The sequence below is a fragment of the Paraburkholderia caballeronis genome (assembly GCF_900104845.1).
Classification (GTDB): Bacteria; Pseudomonadota; Gammaproteobacteria; order Burkholderiales; family Burkholderiaceae; genus Paraburkholderia; species Paraburkholderia caballeronis.
This window is the reverse complement of record NZ_FNSR01000001.1, coordinates 1,644,725-1,663,444: the sequence shown is the minus strand read 5'-3', so window position 1 is coordinate 1,663,444 and position 18,720 is coordinate 1,644,725. Positions and strand designations below refer to the sequence as shown.

The following is an 18,720-nucleotide window of genomic DNA, read 5'->3' as shown; positions in this document are numbered from 1 at the left end:
GTTGCGGGTTCCGAAAGTTGTAGCCCCAGAGTGTAGCTCAAGATGTAGGATTCGGCATCACACGCACCTCAGCATGACGTGCATGTTGCCAGGTTAGTTTAGGTATGTGGCCACCATGAGAAAGCCAGCGCCATTGATCGTCTTGGTCACGATCTGGTTAGGGCCGCCACCATATGCCGTAACGAGGGCAGAAGACGAGCACACGCTGGCGCCCGCAGGCGCGAAAACAGTCACGCTCGTGCCAATCTCAACGTCGGAGTTCTGCCCTGACACCCCTACGCTGAAGCCAACAACTACCCCGTCAACGGTAGTGGTGACCGTCCCCAGCGCGGAGGTTGTTACGACGGCCGCTTTCGGCATGGTGAAGCAATACGATTGATTTTTTGCAGCCGCACTTACAAGAACCGTAGGAGCGGAGACCGTCGCCGATCCAGCACTGCTCCACCCCCCGTTTTTGCAGAACAGCGTTTGACTACCATCGGTTCCTATCGCACCGCTTGGGCTGCAGCTGCCGCCCACGGATGCGCTACCGCTTGGAATCAGATAGTTGCCGGTGATGTTGCCGCCGGCCCACATGGTGCCTGGTGTTTGCACCGTCGTGCCGGAATAAATCTCGCCGTTGGCACTCACTCCGCCAGCCGTTTGCAGACTGTTTGCCGACCAGATCATGCCGTTGGCTGTGATGTTGCCACCCGCCCACATGGTGCCTGGTGTTTGCACCGTCGTGCCCGAGTAAATCTCGCCGTTGGCACTCACCCCGCCGGCGGTTTGCAGGCTGTTTGCTGACCAGATCATGCCTTGGGCCACGACCTGGCCGTTCACATTGGCGCTGCCCTGAATCGTCGCCGTCCCGGTCATGTCGAGGTTGCCGGCCAGGTTCACGTAGTTGGTGTAGGTCTGGGCCGACGTGAAGCGCCCGGTCCCGGTGACGTTGCTGGCATTGATGATGTTGTGGTTTGTGCCGTCCGACAGGTTCAGGTCGCCGGTCATCGGCAGGGTGCCATCCCGGCGCAGGTAGACCGAGTAAAGCCCGGTCCCGGTGCCGACCTGGAAGCCGAGCAGCCCGAGTGCCGGGCTGATCGTGATCGGCGCGTTCCAGACGCCGCCGTAGCCGTCGATCCGGGAAGCGCTGGAGCGACTCATGCCGCTGTCTGCCCCGGCCGCCGCCATCGCCCGGCCAAGCAGGTCGTAACGCGTCACGCCGCCAACCGTCCACGGCTTGGCCGTTGTTACCACGCCGACCACGTTCCAGTTCGGCGCGGTACCGGTGACGTTTAGGGTGATGTTGTAGCCCGATCCATAACTGTTCAGGTTCTGGTAGGTCACGGGCAGCAGGCCTTCGCTCACAAGCGTTTGGATCGTGATCGTGCAGGTGGTCCCCGAGCAGGTGCGCGGGCCGGGATCGCTGGCCCCGCCTGCCGCACCCTGCAACTGGCTGATCGGGGTGTAGCGGCTGGCGATGTAGGTATCGACGGCCCGGCCAACCGTCTGCATTTGCTGGCCGACGATCCGGGCCTGGTTGCTTTCGGTGTCGCGCTTCATGCCCTGGAACGACAGCAGCGTGATCATCGAGCCGACGGCCAGCACGAGGATCAACTCGATCAGGGTGAAGCCGCGACGGGGGCGGCAAGGCGAAGCGGCCCGCAAGGCTGCGGGTCTCTGGAGGAAGGGATTCCCGGTCAGCATGACAGGCTCTGGTGGTGGTTTCTACCAACTTACCGCGCCAGGAACCGCCGTCAAATGCCAGTGCGCTATGCGTCGAGGTCCGGCAGATCGTCTAGGTCGCTGAAAAACTCGGACGGTTTGACGCCCAGGGCATGGACGATCTTGATGATATTGACAAGCGCCAGGTTGTGCTCGCCTCGCTCGATCCCACCCATGTAACTACGGTCGATTCCACAGGCGTCGCCGAAGGCTTCCTGCGACAGCCCCTGTGCTTTGCGCCGCCGACGAACGGCCTCACCGAACGCCACTAGGGCCGGCGCTTTGGGTTTCGTCTTGATCGGAGGGGATGAGGTTGCCATGCCTCATGGTTGCTTTCCTAGCGATAAATCTCCACGGGATAAAATATCACGGGATATGGTTATCATTTTGGGTATGATCGCTTTCGCATGGATATGCATGCGTCATTCACCGATGAGGACTTTATGTCGTTCAACCCGACCTATCGCCATTCGCTCGGCTTCGGCCGCAGCCGCTTGGAACTCGATCCGAACAGCCGGCAGTTGCTCGTCAAGTCAGGCTGGTTCAGCTCGGCACGCATGATCCCGTTCGATCAGGTGCGGACTGTCGAAGTCTCCACGTCGAACAACATGGTCAAGCCCTACGTGCAGATCAACACGAAGAACCTGGACCAGCCGCAGCATCGTGTCTACTTCCACACTGGACGAGGCGCGCAGGAATGGTACAACCGGCTCGGCGCGGCGATGGACATGCAGGCGTACCGGTAAAAACAGCACAACAATCCGTAGGGACCATCATGAACAACAAGAAGCAAAATTTGGCGCTCGGGGCGCTGGTCGCCGCTGCAGCAGTGCTCGCCGGGTGCAGCAGCGGGCCGTCGAAAGGGGATTTGAAAGACGGCCTGGCGCAGTATTTCAAGGACAAACCGCAGGCGGTTTGCTGGAACGTCGAGAACAGCGCGGCGGTGCAGTGGCCGATCCAGATCCCGTCGGAGGGCATGACGAAAGAACAGGTCGGCATCCTGGACGGGCTGAACCGTGAGGGCATTGCGACCGTACAACTCGGACTGGTCCAGCAAGGCTTCGCGAACGTCTCGGCGTTCACCATCAACCTGACGAACAAAGGGCGATCCACTGGCGCATGGGACCCGCAAAAGGGTTTCTGTGTGGGGACGAAGACCGTTGATGAGGTGACGGAGTTCACGGTTCCGAACAAGGACAACGACGGCATGTCCGATGTGAAGTTCACCTGGAAGATCGACGACGTGCCGTCCTGGGTCGAGCGCGACAAGTTCCAGACGCTGCCGGGGATGACCGCGTCCGTGAACGACGAAGCCATGATGGCGAAAACGAACAACGGCTGGCGCGTGCAGTGATGAACCCGGCCCGCAGCAGGTCGGCATGGGCGGGCAGCGCTCTGGCTCTGCCCGCCCGTGCCCGAGCGTGCGGGGCCGGTTCAGCGCGTCAAGGACAGGCCCCTACGGGGGCGCTGCGCGCTCCTTGACCCGCTGCCCCGTCCGGGCGGCCTACCGCTTCCAGGGCAGTTTTGGCCCGCGTGGTGGCGTCAGCCCAGCGGGCGCGGGGAGCCGGCGCGCTAGCGCCCCAAGGTTTGGAACCGGCGCGGCGGTCGCAGATGCGGCCGTCGCACGGGCAGCCTCGCGCACGGCGGTCTTTTGTTTGAACGTAACGGGCACGCTGCGCACCTGGCGCTCTGCTCGTGCCTGGAACCGGCGACCACCACGGGCGTGCGCAGCACGCCCGTAACTCATCAGGCTGCGCGTGCTCGCGTGCCCCATGAACGTCGCCGCCCTGGCTGCCGTCTCCGGCTTGCGGATCGCCTCTCGTTTCAGTTCGCTGGCAACCGCGTGGCGGAACGAATAGATCGACAGGCCTGACCGCTGGAGCGCGCGATTCAGGCTCCGGTGATCCGCGTCGGTCATCGACACCACCGCCTTGCCGCCGCGCTCCTGAACCACCGCCGCAAGCCCGCTTGCGGCGGCGTTATCGACCGGTACCACCAGCGTGCGCCAAGCCTGGCCGCGCTCGGCGTTGACCTTCACGCCCTTGACCCGGGCGGCCAGGAAGTGGCCGCCGGTCTGCGGGTCGATCCGCGTTTCCAACTCGATCCCACGTTTCAGCTCGGCCGGTCGAACCCCGAACAGCGCCAGCACCGCCAGCCGCTCGGCGTGGCGCTCCGCGACCTTCACGCCGTGATGCCCCGTCGTCAGCAGCGCCGCGACCGCGAGCGACGGAACCGGCGCGCGCGTGTCGCGTTTCGACTTCGACACGATTGGGGCGCTGGCCTTCCGCATGGCGTCCGCCTTGTCCTTCCAGGTTTTCCGCTCCGGCTGGCGAAACTGCACATCCATCTCCGTCGCTAGTTTCCAGGCTTCGAGCGTCAGGCGTTGTGCTTGGTCCACGTGACCGGCGCGGCGCGCGCGCTCCGATGAAGCCCGGAGCGCGCGCACGTCGGTTTCCATGCAGTAGTGCGACGCGGTCCGCAGCAGGTCGTAGTGTTGCCGTGTCCGTGCTTTGTCCAGTGCGGTGATGCCTTCGGTGCGCAGTCGTTCGTATTCGCGGCGATACTTCGTTGCGGTGGTCGGCGAGACCTTGCGCTGTTCCTCGTCGCGCAGTATGTTGCGCGTCTGCTGGTCGGCGTGCAGGGTCCAGGGCTTCGTATCGTCCTCGGCGGCTTTCCGTGCGCTGGCTTCGCCATCACGGAGTGCGTCCGTGATGGCGTGTCCCCAGATGGTCGCTTGGGCGTCCATCCGGGGACCGCACAGCCGGCTCCCGCCGTCTGTGCTCGGCTCGCTGCTCCCGCATCGAGCCGGTGCGTGTTCGCTCCCGCGACCACGCATACGGCCTTCGCTTTCGCTACGGCCTTGTGATTGATCATCTGAACGATGACCAATCACCTCATTGTTGGACGGTTCAAGCCCGTCCAACAATGAGAACGGCATGTCAGTCTTGCGCGGTGCCATGTTCCTGTCCTACCGATCCGTGGGCTACCTTTCCAGGATGACAGGTTACGGCGGCGGCACAAGTGCCGCCAGTCTCTGATGTCGCCCGTGGCGGTCCGGTCGTGTCTTCGGTTTTTCCCAAGCGTCACAAACACAAACCGCTTCTTATTCGAAGGGGAGTTTGTTACCTGTTGGGGTCAAGATTCACTAGGAACGGGTTGCGGAACTCCAATACGCATGGACCTTTTTCAACTCATCAATCCAACACTTCAAAATGTCAGAGGTGTTCCGCCCAAGTTGCTCTGCAAGATCGAAGAATCCCGGGCCGGGTTGCATATCTCCGGTCTTGTGAACAACGATAACGCTCAACATGCCTCTGCCGGCGTCATCTTCTTCTTCAGATATTTCGCCAAGCAAATGGAAAAGACGTTGGTCATGGGCTTCAAGTCGAACCGACTTGATTCTGGCCACAAGATCGGAATAGGGAATCATTCCACGCACTTTGGCGCGAGTGGCCAAGATTTCCTTGGCTTCACGCTTCGCGTCCGACCATTCTTTCTGTGTAAATCCGTGATTATTCAAGCGCTCCTCCGTCCAAAATGCACGCTTATCTTACAGGGCCAGGGCTTTCAGCTGGAGAGGTGGTATTTGGCAAGACCTTCCAGCGGTTGATTGCAACCCGTACCGCGTCGTCCGCAATCATGCCGGCCGATACCGGCTCGGCCCGGTGCAGCGCTGCGATGTAGGCTTGAAACCATAGGTTTCGAAGGTTCAGGTCTATGGTACCGCTCCGCGTGTCGGTGGCCCGCATGGCTGGCTCCTGTGATGATCCCAGACCATCCAGGCAGCTACCAGGAAAAAAGCAAGGCCCCCTGTTTGACAGGGGGCCGTGGTCTGCTACCGTGGGGTTGCGGTTCCGCGATGTTTCCAGCATCGGGAACTGGATTGAGTAGATGAAGGCTACGACAACCCAAACTTCGGCCCCGCTGAACCTATCCTAGCGATCCGAAATCCCAGGTCAAGTTTCCGCCGTCCCCACCATCCAGCCCGACGCCCGACAGCGCAGCACCGCCGGAGATCCGAACAAGGACGTGTCAGGGTAACCAGCCCCTGATGTCTGCGAGTCGTACCAGGCCCCGCCCCGACATGGGAACGTTTCACGCGACCTTGGCAGCAGACGATCTTGAACCGCGCACCCCGTGCGCGATCCGACCCGCAGCGCTTCGTCCCGCGAGGGCTCCAGGTATGGCTCAATCTGGCTTGGATCGTGTGCCCGCGACGGCTCGGCATTGAATGGGTAAGGCGTGATGAGCGGGGAAGTGCCCGGCGACGGCCGGGCCACGGTGCACAACGCCAACAGAGAGGCGCCACCTTCACGGTGGTGGACAGACCTGGCACCGGCGATGATCGAATCGTGAACTGTCCGTAGTTGGGGAGCGCATCTATCCCAGCCCCGGTAAATGGCACCGTTCAGCAGCATCGAACGGGACGGCCTAAGCCGGGAAAGTCATTCCATGCATGTCGCATATCTTGCGGCGCGCAGGGGAGAGGCTTTCCCGGCTTAGGCCGGGGCGCAGCCCCGGGCTTTGCCGGGACCAGGGGAGCGAAGCAAGGCAAAGGCGTACCATTCCGACGCATGGGCCACCTTTATAGGGCACAGGCGTAAGCCACCCGCAGGGTTACAGGTCGAAGGCGCCCCGAAGGGGCACCCGGCCACCATGCTAAGGCACGTACCACCCCGAAGCGCTCCCCGCAGGCGCGCGACAGCGCGCGGCAAGACCCAGAGCGGAAAAACGGGCGTGCGCCGATCTACTGCGCTTTGCCGGCCGTTTTTCGGCCCGCCCCGGCCTTCGGCGTGCGCGATCCGCCCCGACGCTCACGCTCCCACCGCCGCGCAGTCAGGAAGCCCGCAAAGCGCCCATCGTAGGCCAGCGCATCGAGGTTGATCGGCCAGGCCAGCCCGTCCACCACCGCTTTCAGGTCCGGCAGATCGCGCACGTAACCCAGGTGCGTGCCGGCGTCGTCCCGGTCCTTGTGGCCCGTGATCTTGAAGGTCTGCGCCGTGTTGGCCCCCAGGTTCGCCAGCGCCGTGATCACGTTCACCCGGAACGAGTGGAACGACTTGCGCGGATCGGTGATCGTCAAGGCGTCCAGCCGCTCCCGAAACTTCTCACTCAACCGCTTCGAGTAGGTGCCGTTCACGAACGGCCGGTGCGGGTAGAGCCGATCGTGCCCGGCGGACCGTACCTCTTCGACGTAGCGCAGGAAGCCCAGGCTGATCAAGGCATCGCAAACCGGCACGTTGCGGATCCCGGCCGCCGTCTTGCTGTCCGGGATGCTGATGTAATGCACGCCGTTCTCGGCCAGCTTCACGTCCGCCGTGGCGATGGCCGTCGCCTCGCTGATCCGCATCCCGGAGAACAACGCCACCAGCGGCGGAAACCACAGATCGGGCGCGCTCGCCCAGGTCTTGAACCCAGCCGGCTCGAACACGGCGCGCAGGTCGTCGGGCGTGAACGGCTCGTAGGATTCCGCCTTGGCCAGCCGCTCGCGCTTGGTCAGCACGAACAGGCCCGCCACCGGGTTCACGTCCGAGGCGGTGTAGTGCCCGTTGTTGATCGCGTATTTGAAGAAGTCGTGCAGCGTCAGCAGCTTGTTGTCCGCCGTCTTGCCGGTCTGGCCTTCGGCCAGCAGCGCAGCCTTGTAGCTGACCAGGACCGACTTGCGCAGCGTGTTGATGCCGACGTCGTTCGGCTCGGCCGCCCCGATCCGGCGGCGGAAATCTTCCAGGTGCAAGCGTTTCGCGTTGACCGTGCGCGGCTTGTTCTTCAGCGCCCGCTCGGTCAGCCACATGTCCACCACGTCCGACAGCATCGGCCCACCCTGAGCGACTTCCTCAGAGCGCTGGCTCTCGTTCATGGCCTCATCGATTGCGGCGCGCAAAATCGCTTCCTCGTCGGCCGCGATTCCAGGCGGCAGCGGAGCAGCCGGTTCCGGCGCAGGCGGCGGCATCTGCTGGATGATTTCCAGCGTTTCGCGTAGCGCCTGGGCGTCCTCGGGCGTGCCGTTGGTCTTGTAGATGCCACGGCGCAGGTCGATCTCAAAGCGCTGGTGATCGTCCGGGTTCGGGCGGGGGAACTTCGGGTAGTTCGGATCAACGATGCTCATGCGGTCCCGGTTCTGTCGTTGCCGCGCGAGGTACAGGTTCCGTTCCATCGCAAACAGGTGAGCCGCGCGCGGGTCTTTGGTATGGAGGCTCCGCCAGCGGTTGCGCTCGCGCCAGTAATAGACACCGTGCCGGGAGACGTAGAGCCGGGGGAACCCGGTCCGAGTATAAGACGCGCCGCAGGATTGCGGGTTTGGTTGCAGATGCTGACGGGCCACAGGTGTAGCTCCATGTGTAGCACCGCCCGAAAACAAAAAAGCCTTGATTTCATCGTGAAATCAAGGCTTTTCGGAAAGCTTGGTTGCGGGGACAGGATTTGAACCTGTGACCTTCGGGTTATGAGCCCGACGAGCTGCCAGACTGCTCCACCCCGCGTCCGTCTGAGAAAAGCATTCTACGTGGATTAAGCAGCTACGTCAAATCGTTTTCACACGAGGCGGATAAAGAATGCGGCAACGCTCGCAGCCGAAGTCATCCCAAACCGAATTGATACGGATGGCGAACTAATTCGCAACGCCCCGTTCGCTCGCCGGCAAGCCGAGCAGCGGACGCACGCCGTCGGCCCATTCGAGCCACGTCTGCTGCTGCAACAGCCCGGCCCGCAGAATCGCATATTGCAGTTGCTGCGCGTTCGTCAGCGCGTGGCCCGCGAAGTCGCGTTGCTCGATCTCGCGATACGTGTCGAGACGCGCGCGATGTTCGTCGATCAATCGCAACAGTTCGTCGCCGAGGCCAAGCGGCCCGATCGCCGCATCCGCGCGCAGCTTCAGCAGAAACGCATTGCGGTCATCGACGCCGAGTCGCGTCTCGCGCACCCAGCGCGCGACCTCGTCGCGGCCGACCGGCAGCACGCGATACACCTTCCTGCGCGTCGCGGCCGGCAGAGCCTCCTGGCTCGCCTGAGCCAACGCGTCGCCGTCCATCACGGCCACCCAGCCGGCCTCGACCATGCGGCCCAGTTCGCGATAGATCTGTTGATGGGTCGCGCGCCAGAAGTAGCCGATCGCGCGGTCGAAGCGCCGCGCAAGGTCGTAGCCGGACGACGGCTTTTCGAGCAGCGCAATCAGGATCGCATGGGGGGTGGACATGCGGCGATTCTAAACCACGGCGACTCGAACGCCGTCACTATGCAACTGGTTGCATAGTACAAAGCCGTTTGTTATGGTTGCCGTTACCGAACCGCGACGGCCAGCATGCGCCGCCGCGGTCTCGCCCGCCCATAAACAGGACGGCCGCCGGGACGCGCGGCCGCCCGATCAAGGAGATTCCATGTCCGTGCCCGCCGTGCTGCGACGCGGCCTGTCGATTCCGGTCGTCGGCTCGCCGCTCTTCATCATCTCGAATCCCGATCTCGTGATCGCGCAGTGCAAGGCCGGCGTGATCGGCTCGTTCCCGGCGCTGAACGCGCGCCCCGAGCACGTGCTCGGCGAATGGCTCGACCGCATCACGACCGAACTGGCCGGGCACGACGCGAAGCATCCGGACCGTCCGGCCGCACCGTTCGCGGTGAACCAGATCGTCCACAAGTCGAACGACCGCCTTCAGCACGACCTCGAAGTCTGCGCGCGCTACAAGGTGCCGATCGTGATCACGTCGCTCGGCGCGCGCGAGGAAGTGAACGCAGCCGTTCACGCGTGGGGCGGCATCGTGCTGCACGACGTGATCAACAACACATTCGCGAAAAAGGCGATCGAGAAAGGCGCCGACGGCCTGATCGCGGTCGCGGCCGGCGCCGGCGGCCATGCGGGCACGCTGTCGCCGTTCGCGCTGGTCCACGAGATCCGCGAATGGTTCGACGGCCCGCTGCTGCTGTCCGGCGCGATCGGCAACGGCAATGCGATCCTTGCGGCGCAGGCCGCGGGCGCGGACCTCGCATATGTCGGCTCCGCGTTCATCGCGACGAACGAAGCGAACGCGGCCGATGCGTACAAGCAGATGATCGTCGAAGGCAACGCGGCCGACATCGTCTACTCGAACCTGTTCACCGGCGTGCACGGCAACTATCTGCGGCAGAGCATCGTCGCGAGCGGGCTCGATCCGGATGCGCTGCCGGAGTCCGATCCGTCGAAGATGAACTTCGGCTCCGGCGGCGGCTCGCGCGCGAAGGCGTGGAAGGATATCTGGGGTTCGGGCCAGGGCATCGGCGCGGTGAAGTCCGTGGTGCCGGCGGCGGAACTGATCGCGCGGCTGAAGCGCGAATACGACGACGCGCGCCAACGGCTCGGTCTCGCCTCGGCCGACGCCGCACGCGACGGACGCGGCGAGCCGCAACCCGCGCTTTAATCTTCTCGTCCTGCGAACGCGCACGCGCCGCCGCACCGCTCATGCGGCGCGACGCGCGCGTACTCTCCCGCTATCAGCGCGCGCAGTGACGCGGCCTTGACCGACGAGGGAGCCTACCCTCTTCCGTGCCGGCGCCGTGATGCGGCATCGAGCGCTTCATCACGGCGCACGCCGCACCGCTCCCCCTACGCCGCCCCCGCGAAGCAGTTCATAATGTTGCGCGACGCGCGACCGGCCCCTTCGAGGTCCGCGCGCGAGCACCATCACCCTTCGCCGTCAGCCGATCGAGCCTCACATGAAAATCGCCACCTGGAACGTCAACTCCCTGAAGGTCCGCCAGCAACACGTGATCGACTGGCTCGCGGAAAGCCATGTCGACGTGCTGTGCCTGCAGGAACTGAAGCTCCCCGACGAAAAATTCCCGCGCGCGGAACTCGAAGCGCACGGTTATCGCAGCTGGTTCGCGGGCCAGAAAACCTATAACGGCGTCGGCATTCTCGTGCGCGGGAACCTGTTCGTCGACGAAGCGACGGTCGTGCGCAACATCCCTGCGTTCGACGACCCGCAGCAGCGCGTGATCGCGCTGACCATCGACGGCGTGCGGATCGTCAGCGCGTATTTCCCGAACGGCCAGGCGCCCGGCACCGACAAGTTCGCGTACAAGCTCGCATGGCTAAACGCGCTGCACGACTGGCTCGCGGACGAGCTGACGCGTTATCCGAAGCTCGCGCTGCTCGGCGACTACAACATCGCGCCCGACGACCGCGACGTGCACGACCCGAAGGCGTGGGAAGGCCAGAACCTCGTGTCGCCGGAAGAGCGCGCGCAGTTCGAGCGGCTGATCGGGCTCGGCTTCGTCGATGCGTTCCGCCAGTTCGAGCAACCGGAAAAGACCTTCACGTGGTGGGACTACCGGATGTTCGCGTTCCGCCGCAACGCGGGGCTGCGGATCGACCACATCCTGCTGTCGCCGGCGCTCGCGCCGCACTGCACGTCGTGCACGGTGGACAAGGCGCCGCGCAAGTGGGAGCAGCCGTCCGACCACGCGCCGGTCGTCGCGGAACTCGCGCTCAGCGCGTAGTCCCGCGACTGCCGCATCATTCAAACGGCGCGCGTCACCACGCGCCCGCGAGCGTCGTCCACAGGAACCGGTCGACGAGCGCATCGTACTGCGCGCGCTCCAGCGCGTCGCTGCCCGGCCCGTGGCCGCCGTCGGTGTTCTCCAGATACCAGACGTTCGCGTGGCCCTGGCGCTGCATCAACGCGACCATCTTGCGCGCGTGGCCCGGATGCACGCGGTCGTCGCTGGTCGACGTCGTGAACAGCACCGGCGGATACGCAACACCGGCCGCGACGCGGTGATACGGCGAATACGCAGCCAGCGCGCGCGCCTCCTGCGGCTGTTCGGGGTCGTCGGGGTCGCCGTATTCGTCGAGCCACGACGCGCCCGCGTGCAGCAGCGGATACCGCTGCATGTCGAGCAGCGGCACTTCGCAGACGACCGCGCCGAACAGTTCGGGCCGCTGCACCATGCACGCGGCGACCAGCAGCCCGCCGTTGCTGCCGCCCTTGATGCCGAGTTGCGCGGACGTCGTCACGCGATCGGCGACGAGTTGCTCCGCGACCGCGATGAAGTCGTCGAACGAACGCTGCCGATGCTCGCGCTGCGCGTTCACGTGCCACGCGGTGCCGTATTCGCCGCCGCCGCGGATATGCGCGATCGCGACCACGCCGCCCTGCGCGAGCCAGCCGATGCCGGAACTGACCAGATACTGCGGCGTCAACGCAATCGCGAATCCGCCGTAGCCGGTCAGCAGACACGGGCGCGGCTCGCGCGCGTTGCCTTCCAGCGCGGCTCGCGGGCCGATCACCGTGAACGGCACCTGGGTGCCGTCTGCCGAGCGCGCGTGCGAGCGGATCACGGTCAGCGACGACGCGTCGAACTGCGTCGGCCAGCGGTCGATCAACTCCCAGTCCTGCAAGTCCGGCTTCGCGAGATCCGCGAGCCAGTATTCGGGCGGTTGCAGATAGTCGTCGACGTCGACGAACACCTCGTCGTCGACCGTGTCGTCGACCGGCGACACATCCACCTGCGAACTCGCGCGCGCCGGAAACGCGCGCGAGCGCCATGTCCACGCGTCGCCGTCCTGCGCCGGTTCCCACAGCATCGTGCGGCTCTGCACGTCGTCGAGCCACGACACGAGCACGCAGTGGCGCGTATGCGTCCAGTCGCATGCGGACGTGACCGGCGTCGGCGTGAACAGCGTCGCGAACGCCCGCGCGCCGGCGACGAACGCATCCTCGCGGATGGCGAGCAGCGAACCGCCCGGATGCGTGACGCCATTGACCGCCCAGTCAAGACGCGGTTCGAGCAGCAGCCAGCCGTGCCATGCGCCGACCTCGACGTGCGAAGGCACGTCGTAGCGCACCCACGCGCCGTTCGCATCGAGCCGGTACGTATGCGAATCGAAGAAGTCCACGCTGCGCACGACGTCGTGACGCTGCTCGACCGGATCGTAGTCGGCCTCGACGCTGATGTCGTCGTATTCGCCGCGAAACACGACCGGCGCATCGGCGAGCCGCGTGCCGCGCGTCCAGCGCCGCACTTCGCGCGGATAACCGGAGCGCGTCAGCGTCTTCGGGCCGTTGTCCCAACCGACATAAACGGTATCGCGATCGATCCACGAGATTCCATGCTTGCCTTCGGTCGCGATCTCGAAACCGCCGGTCACGAACTCACGGCGCTCGATGTCGAACTCACGCACCACCGTCGCGTCCGCGCCGCCGTCCGATAGCTGGATCAGCGCGCGGTCGCCGTCCGGATACAGGATGTCGATGCCCGCGCACACCCACGGCATGTTCTCGGCCGCGCCGAGCGCGTCGAAGTCGATCAGCGGCTGCCACTGCGCGCGGCGCGCGCGCCAGTCGGCCCACGGCGCGCGCCGCCACAGCCCCTTCGGGTTGTCCTCGTCCTCCCAGAAGTCGTACGCCCACTGTTGCCAGCGGCTCGGGATCACCGGCCGCTCGCGCGGCAAATACGCTTGCGCAAACCGCTTCGCGAGCGCGTCGAAACGCTCGCCGCCGTGCCACGCGGCGCGGGTTCGCGCGTTCTGCGCGTCGACCCATTCGCGCACGACGGGATCGTCGAGCGATTCGAGAGAAAGGAACGGATCGGCCTCGCGGGGCCACGGGGATTTGACGGGCATGGTGAGTATCGGCTGGAAGACAGCGTCGATTATGCCCTGCCCGCGCGCCGGAGCGGTCCGGCGTCTGCGAAGCGCGCGACCCGTTCGCGCGTGGGAGCGCAAACGGGCCGCCGCGCGTCGATCACTCCAGGTTCAGTTCCTGGATCTTGCGCGTGATCGTGTTGCGGCCGATGCCGAGCCGTTCGGCCGCCTCGACCTTGCGGCCGCGCGTGAAGTCGAGCGCCTCGCGGATCACGGCCGCCTCGAAGCGGCGCGAGAGTTCGTCCATCACGTCGGCGCTGTTCTCGCGCAGGAGCCGCGCGACCTCGGTGCGAAGCCCGCTTTCCCACACGCTGACCGGCGTCGCGACCGCGACGCCCGATGCGCCCGCCGCCCCGGCCGTGCCGAGGCCCGGCAACGCCCCCGGCGTACCGGCCGCCGACGCGCCGCCGAGCGGCCCCGCAGCCGTCGCCGCGCCGACGTCGGCGCCGAGCGCGGCCGCCGTCGTGTCGGTCGGCGCGCTGCTGCCTTGCGCTGGCACGAGGTCCGGCGGCAGGTCCTTGATCTCGATGGTCTGCGCGGGCGCCATCACGGTCAGCCAGTTCGCGAGATTTTCGAGTTGCCGCACGTTGCCCGGGAACGGCAGCGACGACATGTACACCAGCGCCTCGTCGGATACGCGCTTCGGCTCGACGCCGAGTTCGCGCGCGCTCTTTTGCAGGAAGTGGCGCGTGAGCAGCGGAATGTCCTCGCTGCGCTCGCGCAGCGGCGGCAGGCGCAGCCGGATCACGTTGAGCCGGTGATACAGATCCTCGCGGAACAGCCCCTGGCGCACGCGCGTTTCGAGGTTCTGGTGCGTGGCCGCGATCACGCGCACGTTCGCGCGCAGCGGATTGTGGCCGCCGACGCGATAGAACTGCCCGTCGGACAGCACGCGCAGCAGACGCGTCTGCAAATCGAACGGCATGTCGCCGATTTCGTCGAGGAACAGCGTGCCGTTCTCGGCCTGCTCGAAGCGGCCCTGCCGCATCGCCTGCGCGCCGGTGAACGCGCCGCGCTCGTGGCCGAACAGTTCGGATTCCAGCAGGTCCTTCGGGATCGCGGCGGTGTTCAGCGCGATGAACGGTCCGTTCGCGCGCGGGCTGTGCCGGTGCAACGCGCGCGCGACCAGTTCCTTGCCGGTGCCGGACTCGCCGGTGATCAGCACGGTCGCCGCCGAATGCGACAGCCGCCCGATCGCGCGGAACATGTCCTGCATCGCCGGCGCCTGGCCGAGCATCTCCGGCGTCTCGGCCGGACGCTCGTCCCATTGATGCTCGCCGCGCATGCTTTCGTCGACCGCGCGGCGAATCAGTTCGACCGCCTTGTCGACGTCGAACGGCTTCGCGAGATATTCGAACGCGCCGCCCTGGAACGCGGCCACCGCGCTGTCGAGGTCGGAGAACGCGGTCATGATGATGACCGGCAGGCCGGGCACGCGCTCGCGCACGGTCTGCAACAGTTCAAGCCCGGAGCCGCCGGGCATCCGGATGTCGGATACGAGCACCTGCGGATTGTCGTGATCGAGCGCGCTTACGGCTTCGCGCACGTTCGAAAAGCTGCGGGTCGCGAAATTCTCGCGGGCAAGGGCCTTTTCCAGCACCCAGCGGATCGACTGGTCGTCGTCTACTATCCAGATCGGCTTCATAAGGTCGTCAGAAGTCTTGAAGGCAGGCAGATATCAGCAGTCGAGCGGCAGCAGAATCTGGAATTCGGTATGTCCTGGCCGGCTTTCCACCTCGATCAAACCATCGTGCTGCTGAATGAAGGTCTGCGCGAGCGTGAGACCGAGACCGCTGCCGTCCTCGCGCCCCGACACGAGCGGATAGAAGATGCGGTCGCGGATCTCTTCGGGAATGCCAGGTCCGTTGTCCACGATATGCAAGTCCAATGCCAGCTTGCACAGACGCTTCGAGATCGTGATCTTGCGTGCGATCCGCGTGCGCAATTCGATTCGCGCATCGCCCTGCGAGATGCGTTCGCGCAGCGCCTGCGCCGCGTTGCGCACGATGTTCAGTACCGCCTGGATCAGTTGTTCCTTGTCGCCGCGCAGGTCCGGCACGCTGACGTCGTAGTCGCGCTCGACCGTGAGCCCGCGCGGAAACTCCGCGAGAATCACCGCGCGCACCCGTTCGCACACCTCGTGAATGTTCACGTCGCCGACGATGTGCGGATGGCGGTGCGGTTCGAGCAGGCGGTCCACCAGCGTCTGCAGCCGGTCGGATTCCTTGATGACCACCTGCGTGTATTCGCGCAGCTCGTCGCGCTGAAGCGCGCCGAGTTCGAATTCGAGCAGCTGCGCCGCGCCGCGGATGCCGCCGAGCGGGTTCTTGATCTCGTGCGCGAGATTGCGGATCAACTGCTTGTTGACCGCGGTGAGGTCCTGGATGCGCTCCTCGCGGTCGCTGCGCAGATGCCGCTCGTTCTCGAACAGTTCGAGCAGCACGTAGTCCGGCGCGCTTTCGAGAAAGCCGACGATCGCATGCACGTGCAGCGGCTCGCGGCCCATGCGTTCGAGCGTCGCGTCGAGCCGCGTCGCGTGAAAGCGGTGCTCGGCGATCGACGCGATCGTCGCGATCAGTTCGTCCGCGTTCGAGAACAGATCGGACCACGCCATCTGCGCGAGCTGGCGGCGCGACAGTTCGAGCATCGCTTCCGCCGACGGGTTCGCGAACGCGACCCGCAGCGTGCGCTTTTCGAGCACGAGCACGACGGTCGGCAGCGCCTCGAAGCCGGGCAGCAGGCCGGAGCCGACGAGCGGAGCATCGTCGGACAGCGCGTCTGCGTGGCCCTTTCTTGCCTTGATCAGATTCTTGAGCACCATGTCGCGGACCGGCCGCCGCGAGGCATGCCGGTAGTGTCGAATTCCACAGGTTGCCGCGCGGCCGTGCGCGAAGTCCCGCCGTGCTGCATGACGGATCGCGCAACGAAAAAGGGACGGCACCGCCGTCCCTTCGTGACCGATCGCGAACGTCGGGTATGCGCTTCGCCGCACCTGCGTGAGCGAAGCGCCATCGCCGTCTTTACAGCGAATAGTACAGTTCGAACTCGACCGGATGCGTGGTCATGCGCACGCGTTGCAGCTCGCCTTCCTTCAGCGCGAGGTACGAGTCGATCATGCCGTCCGTGAACACGCCGCCGCGCGTCAGGAACTCGCGATCCTTGTCGAGCGCTTCGAGCGCCTGGTCGAGGCCGGCACACACGGTCGGGATCTTTGCATCCTCTTCCGGCGGCAGGTCGTACAGGTTCTTGTCGGCGGCTTCGCCCGGATGGATCTTGTTCTGCACGCCGTCGAGACCCGCCATCATCAGCGCCGAGAAGCACAGATACGGATTCGCCATCGGGTCCGGGAAGCGCGTTTCGATGCGGCGGCCCTTCGGGTTGCTCACGTGCGGAATGCGGATCGACGCCGAACGGTTGCGCGCGGAGTACGCGAGCTTGACCGGCGCTTCGAAGTGCGGCACGAGACGCTTGTACGAGTTCGTCGTCGGGTTCGTGATCGCGTTCAGCGCGCGTGCGTGCTTGATGATGCCGCCGATGTAGAACAGCGCGAATTCCGACAGGCCCGCGTAGCCGTTGCCCGCGAACAGGTTCTGGCCGTCCTTCCAGATCGACTGGTGAACGTGCATGCCCGAACCGTTGTCGCCGACGACCGGCTTCGGCATGAACGTCGCCGTCTTGCCGTACGAGTGCGCGACGTTATGGACGATGTACTTCAGTTGCTGCGTCCAGTCCGCGCGCTGCACCAGCGTCGAGAACTTCGTGCCGATTTCGTTCTGGCCCTGGCCCGCCACTTCGTGGTGGTGCACTTCGACCGGAATGCCGATCTGTTCGAGCAGCAGGCACATTTCCGAGCGGATGTCCTGGAACGAATCGACCGGCGGAACCGGGAAGTAGCCGCCCTTCACGCCCGGACGGTGGCCCGGATTGCCGCCTTCGATTTCCTTGCCCGACGACCACGGCGCTTCATCCGAGCCGATCTTCACGAAGCAGCCCGACATGTCCGTGTTCCACTGGACCGAGTCGAAAATGAAGAATTCCGGCTCCGGACCGAAGAACGCGGTGTCGCCGAGGCCCGAGCTTTTCAGGTACGCTTCCGCGCGCTTCGCGAGCGAGCGCGGGTCGCGCTCGTAGCCCTTGCCGTCAGCCGGTTCGACGACGTCGCAGGTCAGCACGAGCGTCGATTCTTCGTAGAACGGGTCGATGAACGCGGTGTTCGAATCCGGAACGAGCAGCATGTCCGAAGCTTCGATGCCCTTCCAGCCGGCAATCGACGAACCGTCAAACGCATGGCCGCTTTCGAATTTGTCCTCGTCGAATGCCGACACCGGCACCGACACGTGCTGCTCCTTGCCGCGCGTATCCGTGAAACGGAAATCGACAAACTTGACGTCTTCGTCCTTGACGAGTTGCATGACGTCGGCCACGGATTTACTCATAACCTATTCTCCTGATTAACGAATTCGGCGAACGCTGCCCGCCGTCCCAATTCTTTGTATTCGGTCCGCCGGCTTCCTGCCTTCGCTGGCCCCGAAGCGCCGGCTGCGAATCGATCGCGTCCTTATAAGCAGCTTCCGTGCCATACGTGCGCCAGCGTGGCGCAAAATCCCGCGAAACCGTTACAAACCCGTTTCCGGCGCGCGTTTAAGGGGAAACCCACCCTGTTCGCCGCCGCCCTGACCCCGCTCCGACCGACTCATTCGCACCAATATCGTGCAATCACGAAGTTGGCGCGCAATTTTTTATCCATTATGGTGCGAAACGCCGATTTTGCACCAGTGCGAAGCTTTTAGCCACCTCGTCCGCATTCCCGCTCGCCCGCGCCTTCGTGACCCCCGGCCCTTCGCTCGCCGTCGGCCCCGGCGCTAGAATGCCCTTTTGGTCCAACGCATGAAGGAGATCCGCTGCCATGAGCTCGCTCGAACAGTTGTACGCCCAGGCCGAAAAGCGCCGCAACGAGAATCAGCTGCCCTATGCGGGCGCGGTGTCGCCTGCGGAAGCGTTCGAGCTGCTGCAGCTCGATCCCCGCACGCGCCTGATCGACGTCCGCACGCGCGCGGAACTCGACTGGGTCGGCCGCCCGGTGATCGGTGACGGCCAGTACGCGCACGTCGAATGGACCCGCTACCCGGGCGCGGTGCCGAACGCCGAATTCCTCGACCAGTTGCGCGCGGTCGCGACGCCGGACACGCCGGTGCTGTTCCTGTGCCGCAGCGCGGCGCGCTCGAAGCTCGCCGCGATCGAAGCGGCGAAAGCCGGCTTCACGCACGCGTACGACCTACTGGAAGGCTTCGAAGGCGACAAGGACAGCCAGGGCCATCGCAAGACGGTATCCGGCTGGTGCTTTCGCGGCCTGCCGTGGATCGGCGCCTGATTCCGTCACACCACCATTCGCCGCAATACCC

Annotated in this window: 16 protein-coding genes and 1 tRNA gene; 5 read left to right on the top strand and 12 right to left on the bottom strand. The window is 65.0% G+C overall.

Annotated features, from left to right (window positions below; all coding sequences use genetic code 11):
* Positions 1 to 93: 93 nt before the first annotated feature.
* Entirely contained in the window at positions 94 to 1,686 is a 1,593-nt protein-coding gene (locus BLV92_RS07400; RefSeq protein ID WP_090543627.1) for a prepilin-type N-terminal cleavage/methylation domain-containing protein, read from the bottom strand.
* Between the two features lie 65 nt (positions 1,687 to 1,751).
* Positions 1,752 to 2,024, bottom strand: a complete 273-nt coding sequence (locus BLV92_RS07395) for a helix-turn-helix domain-containing protein (protein WP_090543625.1) — start codon at positions 2,022 to 2,024, stop codon at positions 1,752 to 1,754.
* 123 nt (positions 2,025 to 2,147) lie between these two features.
* Between BLV92_RS07395 and BLV92_RS07390 the strand changes: the two genes are divergently transcribed.
* A complete protein-coding gene (locus BLV92_RS07390; RefSeq protein ID WP_143040660.1) occupies positions 2,148 to 2,450 on the top strand; it encodes a hypothetical protein in 303 nt (100 codons plus the stop codon).
* A 29-nt stretch (positions 2,451 to 2,479) separates the two neighbouring features.
* Positions 2,480 to 3,058: a hypothetical protein gene (locus BLV92_RS07385; protein ID WP_090729990.1), complete on the top strand. Its 579-nt coding sequence runs from the start codon at positions 2,480 to 2,482 to the stop codon at positions 3,056 to 3,058.
* A 150-nt stretch (positions 3,059 to 3,208) separates the two neighbouring features.
* On the opposite strand, the gene BLV92_RS07380 is transcribed toward BLV92_RS07385, so the two are convergent.
* From BLV92_RS07380 to BLV92_RS07360, 6 genes are all read right to left on the bottom strand, one after another.
* Positions 3,209 to 4,663 (bottom strand): hypothetical protein, encoded by a 1,455-nt coding sequence (locus BLV92_RS07380; protein ID WP_143040659.1) that lies wholly within the window; start codon positions 4,661 to 4,663, stop codon positions 3,209 to 3,211.
* A gap of 186 nt (positions 4,664 to 4,849) precedes the next feature.
* Positions 4,850 to 5,224 (bottom strand): hypothetical protein, encoded by a 375-nt coding sequence (locus BLV92_RS31450; protein ID WP_143040658.1) that lies wholly within the window; start codon positions 5,222 to 5,224, stop codon positions 4,850 to 4,852.
* A 25-nt stretch (positions 5,225 to 5,249) separates the two neighbouring features.
* On the bottom strand, positions 5,250 to 5,453 hold the full coding sequence (locus BLV92_RS31445; protein WP_143040657.1) for a hypothetical protein: 204 nt from the start codon (positions 5,451 to 5,453) through the stop codon (positions 5,250 to 5,252).
* 998 nt (positions 5,454 to 6,451) lie between these two features.
* Positions 6,452 to 8,026: a tyrosine-type recombinase/integrase gene (locus tag BLV92_RS07370; protein ID WP_143040656.1), complete on the bottom strand. Its 1,575-nt coding sequence runs from the start codon at positions 8,024 to 8,026 to the stop codon at positions 6,452 to 6,454.
* Between the two features lie 80 nt (positions 8,027 to 8,106).
* Positions 8,107 to 8,183, bottom strand: a tRNA-Met gene (locus BLV92_RS07365).
* 128 nt (positions 8,184 to 8,311) lie between these two features.
* Positions 8,312 to 8,896: a PadR family transcriptional regulator gene (locus tag BLV92_RS07360; RefSeq protein ID WP_090543613.1), complete on the bottom strand. Its 585-nt coding sequence runs from the start codon at positions 8,894 to 8,896 to the stop codon at positions 8,312 to 8,314.
* Between the two features lie 181 nt (positions 8,897 to 9,077).
* Here BLV92_RS07360 and BLV92_RS07355 point away from each other — a divergent pair, with 181 nt between their 5' ends.
* A complete protein-coding gene (locus BLV92_RS07355) occupies positions 9,078 to 10,091 on the top strand; it encodes an NAD(P)H-dependent flavin oxidoreductase (protein WP_090543611.1) in 1,014 nt (337 codons plus the stop codon).
* 295 nt (positions 10,092 to 10,386) lie between these two features.
* Positions 10,387 to 11,172: an exodeoxyribonuclease III gene (gene xth / locus BLV92_RS07350; RefSeq protein ID WP_090543609.1), complete on the top strand. Its 786-nt coding sequence runs from the start codon at positions 10,387 to 10,389 to the stop codon at positions 11,170 to 11,172.
* 34 nt (positions 11,173 to 11,206) lie between these two features.
* Here the strand turns inward: xth and BLV92_RS07345 are convergent, their stop codons facing one another.
* The 4 genes from BLV92_RS07345 to glnA form a co-directional block, all read right to left on the bottom strand.
* Entirely contained in the window at positions 11,207 to 13,297 is a 2,091-nt protein-coding gene (locus BLV92_RS07345; protein ID WP_090543607.1) for a prolyl oligopeptidase family serine peptidase, read from the bottom strand.
* A gap of 121 nt (positions 13,298 to 13,418) precedes the next feature.
* Positions 13,419 to 14,963, bottom strand: a complete 1,545-nt coding sequence (gene ntrC / locus BLV92_RS07340; RefSeq protein WP_090543605.1) for a nitrogen regulation protein NR(I) — start codon at positions 14,961 to 14,963, stop codon at positions 13,419 to 13,421.
* Positions 14,964 to 14,996: 33 nt separating this feature from the next.
* The gene (gene glnL, locus BLV92_RS07335; protein ID WP_090543603.1) at positions 14,997 to 16,139 is read right to left on the bottom strand and encodes a nitrogen regulation protein NR(II); all 1,143 of its coding nucleotides are present in this window, start codon (positions 16,137 to 16,139) and stop codon (positions 14,997 to 14,999) included.
* Positions 16,140 to 16,338: 199 nt separating this feature from the next.
* Positions 16,339 to 17,754 carry a type I glutamate--ammonia ligase gene (gene glnA / locus BLV92_RS07330; RefSeq protein ID WP_090543601.1) on the bottom strand — a complete coding sequence of 472 codons (1,416 nt, stop codon included), beginning with the start codon at positions 17,752 to 17,754 and terminating at the stop codon, positions 16,339 to 16,341.
* 470 nt (positions 17,755 to 18,224) lie between these two features.
* Here glnA and BLV92_RS07325 point away from each other — a divergent pair, with 470 nt between their 5' ends.
* Entirely contained in the window at positions 18,225 to 18,689 is a 465-nt protein-coding gene (locus tag BLV92_RS07325; RefSeq protein WP_090543599.1) for a rhodanese-like domain-containing protein, read from the top strand.
* The last annotated feature ends 31 nt before the right edge of the window (positions 18,690 to 18,720 follow it).

Coding starts and splice junctions, on each gene's coding strand:
- BLV92_RS07400 (WP_090543627.1), bottom strand. CDS start 1,686: ATGCTGACCGGGAATCCCTTCCTCCAGAGACCCGCAGCCTTGCGGGCC.
- BLV92_RS07395 (WP_090543625.1), bottom strand. CDS start 2,024: ATGGCAACCTCATCCCCTCCGATCAAGACGAAACCCAAAGCGCCGGCC.
- BLV92_RS07390 (WP_143040660.1), top strand. CDS start 2,148: ATGTCGTTCAACCCGACCTATCGCCATTCGCTCGGCTTCGGCCGCAGC.
- BLV92_RS07385 (WP_090729990.1), top strand. CDS start 2,480: ATGAACAACAAGAAGCAAAATTTGGCGCTCGGGGCGCTGGTCGCCGCT.
- BLV92_RS07380 (WP_143040659.1), bottom strand. CDS start 4,663: ATGGCACCGCGCAAGACTGACATGCCGTTCTCATTGTTGGACGGGCTT.
- BLV92_RS31445 (WP_143040657.1), bottom strand. CDS start 5,453: ATGCGGGCCACCGACACGCGGAGCGGTACCATAGACCTGAACCTTCGA.
- BLV92_RS07360 (WP_090543613.1), bottom strand. CDS start 8,896: ATGTCCACCCCCCATGCGATCCTGATTGCGCTGCTCGAAAAGCCGTCG.
- BLV92_RS07355 (WP_090543611.1), top strand. CDS start 9,078: ATGTCCGTGCCCGCCGTGCTGCGACGCGGCCTGTCGATTCCGGTCGTC.
- xth (WP_090543609.1), top strand. CDS start 10,387: ATGAAAATCGCCACCTGGAACGTCAACTCCCTGAAGGTCCGCCAGCAA.
- BLV92_RS07345 (WP_090543607.1), bottom strand. CDS start 13,297: ATGCCCGTCAAATCCCCGTGGCCCCGCGAGGCCGATCCGTTCCTTTCT.
- ntrC (WP_090543605.1), bottom strand. CDS start 14,963: ATGAAGCCGATCTGGATAGTAGACGACGACCAGTCGATCCGCTGGGTG.
- glnL (WP_090543603.1), bottom strand. CDS start 16,139: ATGGTGCTCAAGAATCTGATCAAGGCAAGAAAGGGCCACGCAGACGCG.
- glnA (WP_090543601.1), bottom strand. CDS start 17,754: ATGAGTAAATCCGTGGCCGACGTCATGCAACTCGTCAAGGACGAAGAC.
- BLV92_RS07325 (WP_090543599.1), top strand. CDS start 18,225: ATGAGCTCGCTCGAACAGTTGTACGCCCAGGCCGAAAAGCGCCGCAAC.